At 60.7% G+C, this 13,278-nt stretch carries 15 protein-coding genes and 1 tRNA gene; 14 read left to right on the top strand and 2 right to left on the bottom strand.

Annotated features, from left to right (window positions below; translation table 11 throughout):
* Positions 1-148 precede the first annotated feature (148 nt).
* From ACTFPK_RS02695 to ACTFPK_RS02685, 3 genes are all read left to right on the top strand, one after another.
* A complete protein-coding gene (locus ACTFPK_RS02695) occupies positions 149-433 on the top strand; it encodes an HU family DNA-binding protein (RefSeq protein ID WP_016442950.1) in 285 nt (94 codons plus the stop codon).
* A 129-nt stretch (positions 434-562) separates the two neighbouring features.
* Complete coding sequence (locus ACTFPK_RS02690) at positions 563-907, top strand: DUF3039 domain-containing protein (RefSeq protein WP_274733834.1); 345 nt, start codon at positions 563-565, stop codon at positions 905-907.
* Positions 868-2,685 (top strand): DEAD/DEAH box helicase, encoded by a 1,818-nt coding sequence (locus ACTFPK_RS02685; protein ID WP_274733832.1) that lies wholly within the window; start codon positions 868-870, stop codon positions 2,683-2,685. Before ACTFPK_RS02690 ends, ACTFPK_RS02685 begins: the two co-directional genes overlap by 40 nt.
* Positions 2,686-2,793: 108 nt before the next feature.
* Here ACTFPK_RS02685 and ACTFPK_RS02680 read toward each other — a convergent pair whose 3' ends face one another.
* Positions 2,794-4,149, bottom strand: a complete 1,356-nt coding sequence (locus tag ACTFPK_RS02680) for a nicotinate phosphoribosyltransferase (protein WP_274733831.1) — start codon at positions 4,147-4,149, stop codon at positions 2,794-2,796.
* Between the two features lie 82 nt (positions 4,150-4,231).
* Between ACTFPK_RS02680 and clpS the strand changes: the two genes are divergently transcribed.
* The 6 genes from clpS (at position 4,232) to rdgB (ending at position 8,394) form a co-directional block, all read left to right on the top strand.
* Positions 4,232-4,570 (top strand): ATP-dependent Clp protease adapter ClpS, encoded by a 339-nt coding sequence (gene clpS, locus ACTFPK_RS02675; RefSeq protein ID WP_274733829.1) that lies wholly within the window; start codon positions 4,232-4,234, stop codon positions 4,568-4,570.
* Between the two features lie 2 nt (positions 4,571-4,572).
* Positions 4,573-5,283 carry a DUF2017 family protein gene (locus tag ACTFPK_RS02670; RefSeq protein ID WP_274733827.1) on the top strand — a complete coding sequence of 237 codons (711 nt, stop codon included), beginning with the start codon at positions 4,573-4,575 and terminating at the stop codon, positions 5,281-5,283.
* 9 nt (positions 5,284-5,292) lie between these two features.
* Entirely contained in the window at positions 5,293-6,105 is an 813-nt protein-coding gene (murI, locus tag ACTFPK_RS02665) for a glutamate racemase (protein WP_439910998.1), read from the top strand.
* Entirely contained in the window at positions 6,102-6,899 is a 798-nt protein-coding gene (locus ACTFPK_RS02660) for an MBL fold metallo-hydrolase (protein WP_274733825.1), read from the top strand. The genes murI and ACTFPK_RS02660 overlap by 4 nt, the downstream gene beginning before the upstream one ends.
* Positions 6,900-6,988: 89 nt before the next feature.
* Positions 6,989-7,780: a ribonuclease PH gene (gene rph / locus ACTFPK_RS02655; RefSeq protein WP_274733824.1), complete on the top strand. Its 792-nt coding sequence runs from the start codon at positions 6,989-6,991 to the stop codon at positions 7,778-7,780.
* Positions 7,771-8,394 carry an RdgB/HAM1 family non-canonical purine NTP pyrophosphatase gene (rdgB, locus tag ACTFPK_RS02650; RefSeq protein WP_274733823.1) on the top strand — a complete coding sequence of 208 codons (624 nt, stop codon included), beginning with the start codon at positions 7,771-7,773 and terminating at the stop codon, positions 8,392-8,394. Before rph ends, rdgB begins: the two co-directional genes overlap by 10 nt.
* A gap of 142 nt (positions 8,395-8,536) precedes the next feature.
* Here the strand turns inward: rdgB and ACTFPK_RS02645 are convergent, their stop codons facing one another.
* On the bottom strand, positions 8,537-9,073 hold the full coding sequence (locus ACTFPK_RS02645; protein WP_026429485.1) for a DUF4916 domain-containing protein: 537 nt from the start codon (positions 9,071-9,073) through the stop codon (positions 8,537-8,539).
* A gap of 148 nt (positions 9,074-9,221) precedes the next feature.
* On the opposite strand from ACTFPK_RS02645, the gene ACTFPK_RS02640 reads away from it, so the two are divergent.
* The 5 genes from ACTFPK_RS02640 (at position 9,222) to nhaC (ending at position 13,274) form a co-directional block, all read left to right on the top strand.
* The gene (locus ACTFPK_RS02640) at positions 9,222-9,545 is read left to right on the top strand and encodes a hypothetical protein (RefSeq protein ID WP_274733821.1); all 324 of its coding nucleotides are present in this window, start codon (positions 9,222-9,224) and stop codon (positions 9,543-9,545) included.
* Positions 9,529-9,999, top strand: a complete 471-nt coding sequence (locus ACTFPK_RS02635) for a peroxiredoxin (protein WP_274733843.1) — start codon at positions 9,529-9,531, stop codon at positions 9,997-9,999. Before ACTFPK_RS02640 ends, ACTFPK_RS02635 begins: the two co-directional genes overlap by 17 nt.
* Positions 10,000-10,100: 101 nt before the next feature.
* A tRNA-Leu gene (locus tag ACTFPK_RS02630) sits at positions 10,101-10,182 on the top strand.
* A 203-nt stretch (positions 10,183-10,385) separates the two neighbouring features.
* Positions 10,386-11,558 carry a MalY/PatB family protein gene (locus ACTFPK_RS02625; RefSeq protein WP_274736565.1) on the top strand — a complete coding sequence of 391 codons (1,173 nt, stop codon included), beginning with the start codon at positions 10,386-10,388 and terminating at the stop codon, positions 11,556-11,558.
* A gap of 114 nt (positions 11,559-11,672) precedes the next feature.
* A complete protein-coding gene (gene nhaC, locus ACTFPK_RS02620) occupies positions 11,673-13,274 on the top strand; it encodes a Na+/H+ antiporter NhaC (protein WP_274733819.1) in 1,602 nt (533 codons plus the stop codon).
* Positions 13,275-13,278: the final 4 nt, after the last annotated feature.

Below are 13,278 nucleotides of genomic sequence, written 5' to 3'. Positions count from 1 at the left end.
GTGGAAATTGGTGGGAGTTGTGATGTATGTCTTAACCGACACGCGGCGATTTCGCAGAAAATTCTCACTTTGGCGCCAGTTTCCGCTACATTTTTGCTTAGTGGTTCTTATGAGCCATGTACCTGAACAGATATCGAGAGGTATTTTCATGTCCGTTAACCGCACAGAGCTCATCGCAGCTATCGCCGACCGTTCCGGCCTGTCCAAGTCCGATGCCGATAAGGCGATCGCCGCGCTCCAGGAAGTGCTCGTCGATTCGCTTTCCAAGGGTGAAGCCGTGAAGATCACCGGCCTGCTCTCCGTGGAGCGCACCGAGCGCGCCGCCCGCAAGGGCCGCAACCCCCGCACCGGTGACGAAATCGAGATTCCCGCCGGCTACGGCGTGAAGATCTCGGCTGGCTCCAACCTCAAGAAGGCTGTGTCCAACAAGTAACGCCACGGGCTGTCCAGCATCGCCTCCTCGGTTTACGCCGGGGAGGCGATTCTTCTTTGTGGTGAGGTGAGGTACGACGGCGCCGCCCGGCTGCTTCCCACTCCCGGCACGGGCCGTACAATAGAGCCCATGAGTACTTCCCTTCCCGATCCTTTAGGAACTCCGGGCGCACCATCGGCCCCGGCCGGCCCGGCTACGGAATCTCAACAATCCGTAGGGTTGCTGGAGCGCACCGAAGAACGCCTCTCCCACGGTGATGAAGAGCGTTTTTCCCACTATGTACGCAAGGACCGCCTCGTGGCCTCGGCCGTATACGGTCAGCCCGTGGTGGCGCTGTGCGGGAAGATCTGGATTCCTTCGCGCAACCCGGATCGTTACCCGGTGTGCCCCACCTGCAAGGAGATCCGCAAACAGATGGGCAACCAAGGCTCCGGATGGCCCTTCGGGCCGGACGTGCCGGGAAGTGGCAAGTGAGTCTGCACCGTTCGATTCCCGCTTCCACCCCGCATAGTCCCTCTGTTTCCGCAGCTTCGAATCTCCCTCCGGCTTTCCCGGCCCGCGCGGCCTGGGGAACCACCTCGAGCCTGCGTTCCTGGCAGGCCGAAGCGCTGCGCCTCTACCTGGAGCGCATGCCCCGTGATTTCCTCGCGGTAGCAACCCCCGGCGCGGGAAAAACTACCTTTGCGTTGCGCGTCGCCGTCGAAATGCTCGCGCGCCACGAGGCTCGCACCATCACGGTGGTCTGCCCCACGGAACACCTGAAAACCCAGTGGGCGCAGGCCGCGGCCCGCGTGGGTATTCAGCTGGACGCTGATTTTACGAATGCGCAACGCACCGAGGGATCCTTCTTCAACGGGGTGTGCGTGACCTATGCTCAGGTGGCCGCCAACCCCGCCCTGCATCGCGAACGCACCGCTGCGCGGCCTACCTTCGTGATTCTGGATGAGATCCACCACGGCGGGGATGCACTCTCCTGGGGCGATGGCATCCGCGAAGCCTTCACCCCGGCGGCGCGGCGCCTGGCCCTCACCGGCACGCCGTTCCGCTCGGATACCTCGCCCATCCCTTTCGTGACCTACGAACCGGATGGCTACGGCAACCTGCGCTCGAAAGCTGATTACACCTACGGCTACGCCCAGGCCCTGCGTGACGGGGTTGTCCGGCCCGTCATCTTCCTGTCCTATTCCGGGCAGGTGCGCTGGCAAACCAAACAGGGGGACGTGGTGGCCGCGACCCTGGGGGAGCCGCTCACCAAAGATATGACGGCGCAGGCGTGGCGTACCGCCCTCAACCCGGGCGGGGAGTGGATCCCGGAGGTGCTTTCCGCCGCGAACGAACGCCTCACGGTGGTGCGCCGCTCGCTACCTGATTCGGGTGGGCTGGTGATCGCCTCCAACCAGAAAGACGCGCGGGCTTACGCGGATATTCTTACTGAGATCACCGGGGAGGCCCCCACCGTGGTGCTCTCTGATGATTCAGGCGCGAATGAAAAAATCGCGAGCTTCGCCGGTTCAGATTCCCGGTGGATGGTGGCGGTGCGCATGGTATCCGAAGGGGTGGACGTGCCGCGGCTCGCGGTGGGCGTGTACGCGACTTCGGCCTCCACGCCGCTGTATTTCGCGCAGGCTATCGGGCGTTTCGTGCGGGCGCGCCGGCGCGGGGAAACCGCGACGGTGTTTCTGCCGTCCGTGCCGGTGCTGCTTGAGCTGGCCGCTCAGATGGAAAAAGAACGCGATCACGCCATTTCGAAGCAGGCGGAGGTGAGCGGCTGGGAAGATGAGCTGCTTGAGGCCGCCAATCGGGAAGAAAAAGCCAGTGAGGAACTGGCCGGCCCGGGCTACGAAGCGCTGGAATCGGGCGCGCTTTTCGATAGGGCGCTTTTTGACGGCGGTGAATTCGGGCTCGGGGCAGCTGTCGGTTCGGAAGAAGAAGCCGATTTCCTGGGGATTCCGGGCCTGCTTGAACCCGAAGAAGTAACTACGCTGCTGCGGGCCCATCAGGCCGAGCAGGCGAAAAAGGCCCGCACTCGGCGCCCGGCCGCCGGAACCGATGAGCTTACCCGGCGGCGCACCGCCCGTAAGGAACTCACCCAGCTGGTGGCCGCCTGGGCGAAGAAAACCGGGGACCCGCACGCCCTTATTCACACCGAGCTGCGCCGGGCCTGCGGCGGCCCGGAAGTGGCGCGCGCCAGTGCCGACCAGATTGAGGCACGCGTGAAAACACTGCGGCGCTGGTTCGTGGGCCAGCGCTAAGCGCGTCACCCCCGAAACAGCGCCGTGTGAGTGTGCGGCCGGTGCAGCAAGCCGCAACGAGGTGCAGCAAGTCGCAACGGCCGCGGCGAGCAGAAAGGCGAGCGGGAATTAAGCCGCGGCGTCGTCGCCCGGGAAAATATCCACCATGCGGGTGGGGATAGCGGGTTCTCCGGCGGAGAGGCGCCAACCGTCGTAGGGGAGGGCGTCGCGCGAGGTATCGTGGCGCAGGCGGGCCGCGGAGAGGACCTCCGTGCCGCAGTAGCGTTCATCGATCGCGCCGGCGTTCACCAGGTGGACCTGAAGCGGGCGGGCACTCTGCTTCTCCAGGTAGGCCAGGCCCTCCGCGAAACTAGCGGCGCTCACCACCAGCTCTTCGGTGGCATGCCCCCCGCTTTCCAGCCGCCCGGCAACCTTGAGGCCACCCACAGAAGCCTTATTTTCCGAGGCCTTGGCGACCTCTTCGGGCCGGCCATCCGCGCCTTCGCGCTGGACCAGCTTGTACACCATTTGCGCGGTGGGAACCCCCGAACCGGTCACCAGCCGGGTCCCCACCCCGTAGCCATCCACCGGAGCAGAATTGAGCGCCGCAATCGCGTATTCATCCAGATCCGAGGTGACGGTAATCTTCGTGGACGTGGCCCCCAGGCGATCAAGCTGCTCACGCACCTGGAAAGCCGTTGCGATCAAATCACCCGAATCGATGCGCACCGCGCCGATCTCACCGCCGGCAGCGCGCCCGGCCGCCACCGCATTCTCCACACCCTGCGCGATATTGTAGGTATCCACGAGGAGGGTGGTGCCGGTGCCCATCGCCGCGATCTGAGTATCAAAAGCTTCGCGCTCCGAATCATGGACCAGGGTGAAAGAATGCGCCGAGGTGCCGGAAACCGGGATCCCGTACTGGCGCCCGGCCTCCAGATCCGAAGTGCCCACAAAGCCCGCGATATAGGCCGCGCGGGCCGCGGAAACAGCGCTGCGTTCGTGGGTGCGGCGCGCCCCGAAGTCCACGCAGGGCCGCCCGTGCGCCGCAATCGTCATCCGCGAGGCAGCCGTAGCCACCGCCGAGTCATAGTTGAAAATAGATAGCGCGAGGGTTTCCAGCACGCAGCACTCCGCGAAAGTCCCCACCGCGGTGAGAATAGGGGAGCCGGGGAAGTACATTTCTCCTTCCGCGTAACCCCAAATATTGCCGGAGAAGCGGAACGTGCGCAGCCACTCCAGGGCAGCATCGGAAACGATCTTATTGGCACGCAGATACTCAATTTCTTCTTCCCCGAAACGAAAATTCTTCAGGGCATCAAGGAGGCGACCCGTTCCGGCCACCACCCCGTAGCGCCGCCCGCCCGGCAGCCGGCGCGCAAAAATCTCAAAAACAGCCCGCCGTTGGGCCTTTCCCGACTGCATGGCGGCATCCACCATGGTCAGCTCGTACATATCGGTGAGCAAAGCAGTTGAAACACTCATACGAACGAGTTTACCCGCGCGCATCGGAGTGGACCGGGGATGATCGGCCGCGCCAGGTAGAGCTTGGCACTAGGATGGAGGTATGAGCGCGCACCCATCTCCTGAAGATTTAGGGGCCAGCAGCCCAGCTACCCGCACCGAAAGCCTCACGCTTTTCGAAGCGGCGGCCGGCCCGGCCCGCGCCTGGCGCACCGTTGTGCACGATGACCCGATCAACCTTATGAGCTATGTGCAGTGGGTATTCCAATCCTACTTTGGCCATTCAGCCGACCGCGCCCTCAACCTCATGCTAGAGGTCCATACCCGCGGGCGCGCCGTCGTATCAACCGGACCGCGCGAACAAATGGAAACAGACGCTAGGGCCATGCACACCTACGGACTGCTCGCCACCATCGAAGAAGAACCGGAAGGTGGAAGATAACCATGCTGCCTTTCCGCCCCGCCCGCGGCGGCTACCGCGCCAGTGTTGACGCGACCGAACGGCAACTTTTTGCCGGACTCGCCCGCGACGTCGCAACACTGCTCGGCTACAACCTGGACGAAGAAATGCACGACGAAGGTAGCCGAGCCGGCGATCTTACGGGTGGAACTAGCCACCTGACGGGCGGAACTAACCACGTGACGGGTGGAACTAGCGCGCAGCACGTGGAAGAATCCAGCGATGTGCTTGCCTCCTACGAACGTGAATTAGCTGATCTGGAGAGCACACGCTGCTACGTTCCCGCGCGCAATATGGATACCGCCCTCGCCCGCCTCCTCCCCGATATGTCGGAAGAACCCGCGCTCGCGGACGAATTACGTTCGCTCACCGAATCCGCGGTCTGCCACGCAAAAATCTGCAACTTGCTGGTTTTCTATACTTCGCTGGCAAGCGAGAAAGTGTGGGTGAGTAATGAGGATGCCGGGGCGTGGCTGGCCGGTGCTAATGATATCCGCATCGTGCTCGGCAGCCGCCGCAATATCACCACGGCAGCGGAATCGCAGGCGGTGACCTCGCGTGCGCTCAGCATTATGGAATCCGAACGCCCCCAGATCGATACCACCGACGATATGATCGGCGTGCTCTACGTGATTATCGCGTGGTGGCAAGATTCACTCATCACTGCCATTCAGAACAAGGACCTGCGGCGGTAACTTGACAGTATGGATTCCCGTCCCATTGGTATTTTTGATTCCGGCGTAGGTGGCCTCACGGTGGCGCGCGCCATTATTGATCAACTTCCGGGCGAATCCATTACCTATATCGGGGATACCGCGCACTGCCCCTACGGCACCAAATCCATCCCCGAGGTGCGCTCCTACGCCATGGATATCATGGATAAATTGGTGAGATCCGGTGTGAAAATGCTGGTTATCGCCTGCAACTCGGCTACCTCCGCGGCGCTTGCCGATGCGCGGCAGCGTTTTGCTACGGAGATGGGGATCCCGGTGCTGGAGGTGATTCGCCCGGCGGTGCGCCGCGCGGTACGGGCCACCCGGAACGGGAAAATCGGGGTGATCGCCACTCCGGCTACCATCGAATCGGGCGCGTACCAAGATGCTTTTACCGCTGCCCCGAATCTGGAGCTGACCATCCGGGCTTGCCCGGAGTTCGTGGAGCTGGTGGAACAGGGGCAGACGGCCGGCGCCCAGGTGCAGGCGGTGGCCGAACATTACCTGGCCCCCGTGCGGGCGGCCGGAGTGGATACTCTGGTGCTTGGCTGCACCCATTACCCGCTGCTCGCCGGCGTGATCTCCTACACCATGGGGGAGGACGTCACTATCGTGTCCTCCGCGGATGAAACCGCCCGCGACGTTTACCGCGCACTAGCTACCCGCGATATGTTTGCCGGCCCGGGCACCCCCCGGCGCCGCTTCTACGCCACCGGTGACCCGGTGAGTTTCGGGCGCCTCGCCCGCAGATTCCTCGGTCCGGAAGTAGGAACTGTGCTATCTACGGAGGAACTCTCGGCATGAGACTGACAATCATTGGATGTTCCGGCTCGATGTCCGGGCCCGAATCGCCGGCCTCGGCCTACCTGATCCAGGCAGATGGTACAGACGCGAACGGTACTCCGCGAACCTACACGTTCACCTTGGATTTCGGTCCCGGTGCCATGGGCCATCTGCTGCGCTATACCGACCCGGCGCTTGTGGATGCCATGGTGATCTCGCACCTGCACGCCGATCACTGCGCGGACCTCATCGGGATGCAGGTCTACCGGCGCTGGCACCCCTCCGGCCCGCTGCCCCGGGTGGCGGTCTATAGCCCCGGGGATGCCCGGCGGCGCGCCCGCCAACTGGGCGACGACGGCCCCGAGGAAACGTACGATGACGTCTTTGATTTCCGCCAGGTTCGCAGCGGGGATACGTTCCGCGTTGGCCCCATGACCATCCAGGCTTTCCCCGCCCTGCACACGGTGGAGGCCTTCGCCTACCGGATCACCGGGCCTTCTGATATTCGCCCGGGGGAGAACGCGGTGCTCACGTTCACGGGGGATACCGATCTGTGCGACGGCGTCGTCGCCGCGGCGCGCGGCGCCGATCTGCTCCTTTCCGAATGCGCCTATGAGGACGGCCGGGATACCGTGCGCGGCATTCACCTCACCGGTTCGCGAGCCGGGATATTGGCAGCGCAGGCCGGAGCCCGTGAGATGCTCCTCACCCACCTGCAGCCGTGGACGGACCGGGAATCCGTGCGAGCCGCGGCCCGGGAAGAATACGAGGGCCGGGTTGCCTGCGTGCGGGCCGGGGAAGCCTTCCGCATCTAAGCCCGCGCGTCGGTAGGTCCCCGCGGTTTCGAGGCTCCCGGGGCCGCGGCCATATTTTTCATGTCGTAGCGGCGCGGTAGCCTTAAGGCATGACTGACAAGAACTCCAGCGCCACTCGTGCCGATGGGCGCACCGCAGATGAGATGCGCCCCGTTACCATTGACCGCCACTATTTTGAAACCGGGGAAGGCAGTGTGCTGGTGCGCTACGGGCGCACCACCGTGCTCTGCGTTGCTTCCTTTGAAGAAGGGGTGCCGCGCTGGCGTAAAGGCAGCGGGGAAGGCTGGGTTACCGCTGAATACTCCATGCTTCCGCGTGCTACCTCGGATCGCTCCCCGCGCGAATCGGTGCGCGGGAAAATCGGGGGCCGCACCCATGAGATTTCGCGGCTCATCGGGCGCAGCCTGCGCGCGGCCGTTGATATGAAAGCCCTGGGGGAAAACACCATCACTCTGGATTGCGATGTGTTGCAGGCCGACGGCGGAACTCGCACCGCGGCTATCACCGGCGCCTTCGTGGCCCTGGCGGATGCTATTTCCTGGGCCCGGGCATGTAAGTTGGTGCGTCGCCCGGTTCTCACCACCTCGGTTTCCGCGGTGTCCGTGGGCATTATTGATGGCCAGCCCCGCCTTGACCTTCCCTATGAAGAAGATGTGCGGGCAGATACCGATATGAATATCGTGGCGCTTGGCAGTGGGGACTATGTGGAGGTGCAGGGAACCGCGGAACACCACCCTTTCAACCGTGCCGATCTGGCGGTTTTGCTTGATCTGGCGGATAAGGGCACCCGCGAGCTTCGTGAGCTCCAGCACCGGGTGCTTTTCGCAGGGGAGAATCCCGTGCGTAGCGATGTTTTTACCGGCGGTGACCAGTGGAAGTAGCGCAGCCGCGGCGCGTCGTCGTCGCTACCGGAAACGCCCATAAAGTCACGGAACTGCGCAATATTCTGGCGCCGTGGTTGAACGGAATCGAACTGGTCTCCGGCGGGGAGTTTGAGGTGCCCGAACCGGTGGAGGATGGCACCACGTTCGCGCAGAATGCCCTCATCAAAGCACGGGCCTACGCGCGGGCCACCGGCCTTCCGGCTATTGCTGATGATTCGGGCCTGTGTGTGGATATTCTAGGTGGAGCCCCCGGGATTTTTTCGGCGCGCTGGAGCGGTGCGCACGGGAACGACGCCGCAAACCGCCACCTGCTGCTCGCCCAGTTAGCAGATGTGCCCCTGGCCAATCGCGGCGCGCATTTCCATTGCGCGGCCGCACTGGTAACCCCGCAGGGCCGTGAGGAGGTACGCGAAGGGGATATGCCGGGTACTCTCCTTACCGCTGAGCGTGGTAGCGGCGGTTTTGGATACGATCCGATTTTCGCGCCGGTCGGTTCCAGCCGTTCCAATGCGGAACTGAGCCCGGAAGAAAAGGACGCTATCTGCCACCGCGGTAAGGCATTTGCCCAGCTAGCCCCGGTGATTATGCAGGTGCTGCTGGAACAGCACTAGAGGGAAATAGCGCTGCTGGAACGGTGCCGGGGGAGCAAAGCTGGTGGAGCAGAGCTAATGGAGCGGGCGGGGCCCGCTCCGGCCCTGAGTAAGCACCGCTTACAGGCGACGTAATCGCTGCCGTAAGCGGTGTTTACAGTGCTTAGCAGCGGCCGATATAGCCAAGGGCGGCGCGCAGCAGAGCCGCGTGCCCATCTGACATCTCGGCCTGCAGCTCCGCGGTGCGTGCCTCCCCGGGCGTAAACCAGGTGAATTCCAGGGAGTCATTTCCTGGATCACAATCCCCATGAATGGGGATGATATAGGCCAGATCAACGCGATGCTGGCGCGCATCGTAGTACCCCGCCTCCGGTTCGGGAGTGGGGAAGTATTCGGTGACCGTGAACGGTGCCAGGTAGGGCGGAAGCTGGGGAAGTGCCACCGAGCCCAGATCTTTATCGATATGGCGGATGAGCGCGGCGCGCACCGGTTCGTGGAAGAGCACCCGCCCCGAGGGAAACTCCCGCAAAATCCCCTCGGAATCGGCACGCAGCAGCATCCCGATAGCGATCACCCGCCCGGTTTCATCCAGGCGAACCGGCACAATATCCACGTACACCATCGGGACCTTGTGCCGGACAAACTCGAGTTCCTCGGGGCTGAGCCACGGACCCATATCAGCTGCGTCGACTTCACTCATGTTCTTAATTTTGCCGGGCTTCGCGTTCCCGTGGTTCACTCCACGCTACCCGCGAAACATCTGCATTTTCGCGTATCGGGCCGGCGTGGGCCAGCGTGGGCCGGGGCGCGGCGTGTGATGCGCCAGCTAGGGGGTTAGACTGAGTGGCATGCGCCAAGCTCGATACCTCAACTACCTTGCCCTCGCCATTCTTGTGCTGGGCGTGGCAACCCTCGTTGTGGGTTGGTATATCGCAATCAGCGGGAATCTCCTTCCGCAGTACGGAGTGATTCTTGCGCTCGGTACGGTGGGTGCTGCGGCCTGCGGGTTCGGGTACCGTAGCGAACGCCCGTGGATATTCGGGGCCGGCGCTGTTTTCATGCTGTGGTTTGCGCCCACGCCCCTGGGGTTGTGGCCCCTGGGCATTGGTATCGCAATGCTGATCGCGTGGGCTGTGCTTATTGTGAAGGAAAATGATGTTAAATTCTGGTGATCGTGCCCCGGATTTCACCCTGGAGAGCACGGCGGGAACCTTCCGGCTATCCGAGCATCTGAACGACGGCGCCCGCGGCGTCATCGTGTACTTCTACCCGAAAGCAAATACCCCGGGGTGTACTACCGAAGCCTGCGATTTCCGGGATAACCTCAATTCGCTGCGCTCGGCTGGATATGCCGTGGTGGGAGTTTCCCCCGATTCGCTCACGTCGCTGGAAACGTTCCGGGAGAAGCAGGGGCTCAACTTTGTGCTCGCCTCCGATCCAGATCACGCGGTGGCAAGCGAATGGGGTGCCTGGGGAGAAAAGCAAAACTGGGGTAAAACGGTGATAGGGATGCGTCGCTCCACCATCGTGGTGAATCCGGATGGCACCGTCGCGGCAGCTTTCTATAATGTGAAAGCTACCGGGCATGTGGCTCGGCTGCGCCGCGATCTCGGTATCGATGAATAATCGGGATAAGTAAGGAATCGGGATGCTGCCGGTAGTTTTCTTTTCTTCGGGCAGCTTCTGAATTTTCCTACCCCGGGAAATCCGCTAGGATAGACCGGTACGCGCGCGTGGCGGAATTGGTAGACGCGCTGGATTTAGGTTCCAGTGCCTTCGGGCGTGAGGGTTCGAGTCCCTCCGTGCGCACTCTTGTCATGAAATCACCTCAATTTTCATTTGTGCTCTTGAATTGATATGTGTAGCCGGAATCTTTCGATGACACCTCACGCCGGGTTGTGATAATAAAACTCTCACGTTGACAAAACTACTATTTCGCGAGTATGTTTTGAAACAAAACAAAGGGTGAGTGTTCAAAGAAGTTCATCTCCCTTTGTAGTGAGGAGGCTGCAATGATGCGCATAACTAGAGGTGACTTCGAAGATCTCCATCGTGTAATCAATCGGCGTGGTACCTGGTCCGCTAAATGGGAGACCTTGCCCCCGGAACACATTTCGCTTTCAGTTGCCGAAATGGAATTTGCGTGTGCTCCTGCAATCCGTGTAGCTATTGAGAAAGCAGCAGCTCGGGGAATCTACAGTTACACCGAGGTTTTTCCGGATTTTGCGAGCGCGTGTACGTCATGGTTTGCGCGTCGTCACGGTACCGAGTTTGGCGAAGAATCCGTCGTTTTTGTTCCACGAATTGTGGAAGCTACAGCGATGATCTGCGCCCATATGCTGCCGGCGGGAGCGAAGGTCATCACGCTCTCGCCGGCTTATGACCCCATCATGGAAGTGGTTCGCCGCTGCGGTTGTCAGGTTACTGAGCCGTCCATGTTCTACACGGAGGGAACCTGGCATATCCCCTTTGACGAGCTCGCAACAATATTGCCAGACGCGGATCTTTTCATTCTTACTAATCCCCATAATCCGACCGGGCGGGCCTTCACCCAAGAGGAACTGGAACGGCTTTCGGAATTATTAGCAAAGAGTTCATGTCTGGTGTTATCCGATGATATCCACTGCGATATTCTGCGAGCTGGGCGGAGGTGGTTGCCGTTAGCGCGCTACGCGGATGCGAAATTGCGAACCCGGCTCATCACAGCGCTTTCTCCCTCAAAGAGTTTCAATATGGCCGGTCTAGAGGCTTCAGCGTTAATAGTTCCGGATCATCGACTGCGTGCCAGAATTCGAGAGGGCTTGCGCGCCGCGGGGTTCCATAATCCCAATTATTTCGCCATTCCCGCCGCTATTGCAGCCTGGACACAATGCGAGGAATGGCTCAATACCACGCTCGCCTATATAGATAACAATATGGAAGCTTTTGTTCCGCGCTTCGGAGCCCTATTTGCGCGCGAAAAGGCTGTCATTCCGGATGCGACATATTTGTTCTGGTGCGATACCAGGAGACTGGGTGCGGCTACCGCCGCAGAGGTATGCGCCGGAGCTGGAGTGCATCCTTCATATGGCAAGGGATTTGGACCGGAATGGCACGAATACCTTCGTTTTAATCTCGCCGCTCCTCAATCACTTCTTGACACTGCACTGCAACGCTGCGAAGCAACAGTACAGAAACTGAGATAAATCTCCGCGCAGTCAGCGCTTTTGACCTAAGCTGTGGCAGCTCCCTGTTCTCCACAGGGTACTAGCCGCATATTTCACCGAGGAATTGTCGTCATCGACACAGCGAAAGGATCAATGATGACTTCGGAAAACAATCGCGGCACCGAGGCCGAGATACATAGGAAGAAAAAGAAGCCAACGGTCTTCCTGGCGCTTTTGCCGGTGATTTCCCTGGCATTGTTCATCGGCGGGGGATACATCGGCTTTGATTTGCCTGTTGAACCTATGATTATTGCGGCGGCAGCCGTCGCCGCCTGCGTTGCTAAATATTTGGGGTACAGCTGGGATGAGATGATCGAATCCGTAGCCGAAAAGACAGCGAAAGCCTGGCCTGCACTCCTTATACTTCTCACCGTTGGGCTACTCATCGGTGCGTGGATGATTTCAGGGACGATCCCGTACCTTGTGTACTGGGGCCTAGCCATTATTGACCCGCGGTGGTTGGCATTGGTTGCTTTGCTCGGCACCGCCGTCGTATCACTGTGCACCGGAACTTCGTGGGGATCCGCAGGTACCATCGGCGTCGCCTTTATGGGTATCGCCATCGGATTGGGTGCTGATCTACCAATGATCGCAGGAGCCGTTGTATCCGGCGCCTACTTTGGCGATAAATTCTCTCCGCTCTCAGATTCAACAAATATCGCCGCGATGATTACCCGCGTACCGCTCTTCACGCATATTAAGAATCTGACATGGACCACCGGAAGTGCGCTCATTATCGGCGTTATTGTTTTCGCGATCGTAGGGCTTAAGGGAACCGCTGCTGGAGTCGACACTTCCGCAGTGCAGGAAACCCTCGACCAATTAGCGGCCGGATTCCACCTCACGCCGTGGCTCCTGGTGCCACCTATTGTTGTTCTCGTTGGTGCGGCACTGCGTTTCCCGACCATTCCGGTCATGATGGCAGGCGTTGCCCTCGGGCTTTTCAACACCTTTGTTTTCCAAAAGTCGACGATTGCAGATGCCTTCACCGCTCTAGTTAAGGGGTTCAATCTCGATATGATACAGCGGCCCGAGTGGGCCAGTTTGACTCCGAGCGATGACATGGTGACATTGCTGGAACGCGGCGGAATGAATTCCATGCTAGGAACCTTGGCGATCTGCTTCTGTGCCTTAGCCTTCGCAGGAATCATGGGGGTGTCGCATTCGCTCGATTACCTCATTGAAAAGCTACTTCACCGTGTTAAGTCGCGCTTCGGCTTGGTCGCCAGCACCATAGGCGTGGGACTAGGAACCATTTCCGTCACATGCAACGGCCAGATCTCCGTCATTATGCCCGGTGAAGTACTGCGCCCGGCATACGTACGCCGCGGCTATCACCCCATGACATTGGGACGTACGCTCGAAGATTCCGTAACCGTGACCGAAACCCTATTCCCGTGGACTGCTGCCGGTGCATATATGGCGGCAACCCTCGGAGTGGAAACCTTGCAATATGTCCCGTGGGCGATTGTTAACTGGTCAGGCATGATCGTGGCACTGATTCTGGCCGCAACCGGTTGGGGTATTCAGATGCTGAGTCGTGAAGAACAGCTACGCATGCTCGAAGAGGACGATATGAACGAAAGCCATATTATTCGCTATGGCGACGGCACTCCCGGCCCGAGCGCAGCAGATCCTGAAGCTGCTCTGGTTGAACCTGCTGGTGGCACCGGCGCCAATAGCGTAGAAAAGTAGCGGG

The organism is Actinotignum sp. UMB0459 (genome assembly GCF_051905915.1).
Classification (GTDB): Bacteria; Actinomycetota; Actinomycetes; order Actinomycetales; family Actinomycetaceae; genus Actinotignum; species Actinotignum sanguinis.
The sequence above is the reverse complement of the archived record's forward strand: the minus strand, read 5'-3'. Positions and strand labels throughout refer to the sequence as shown.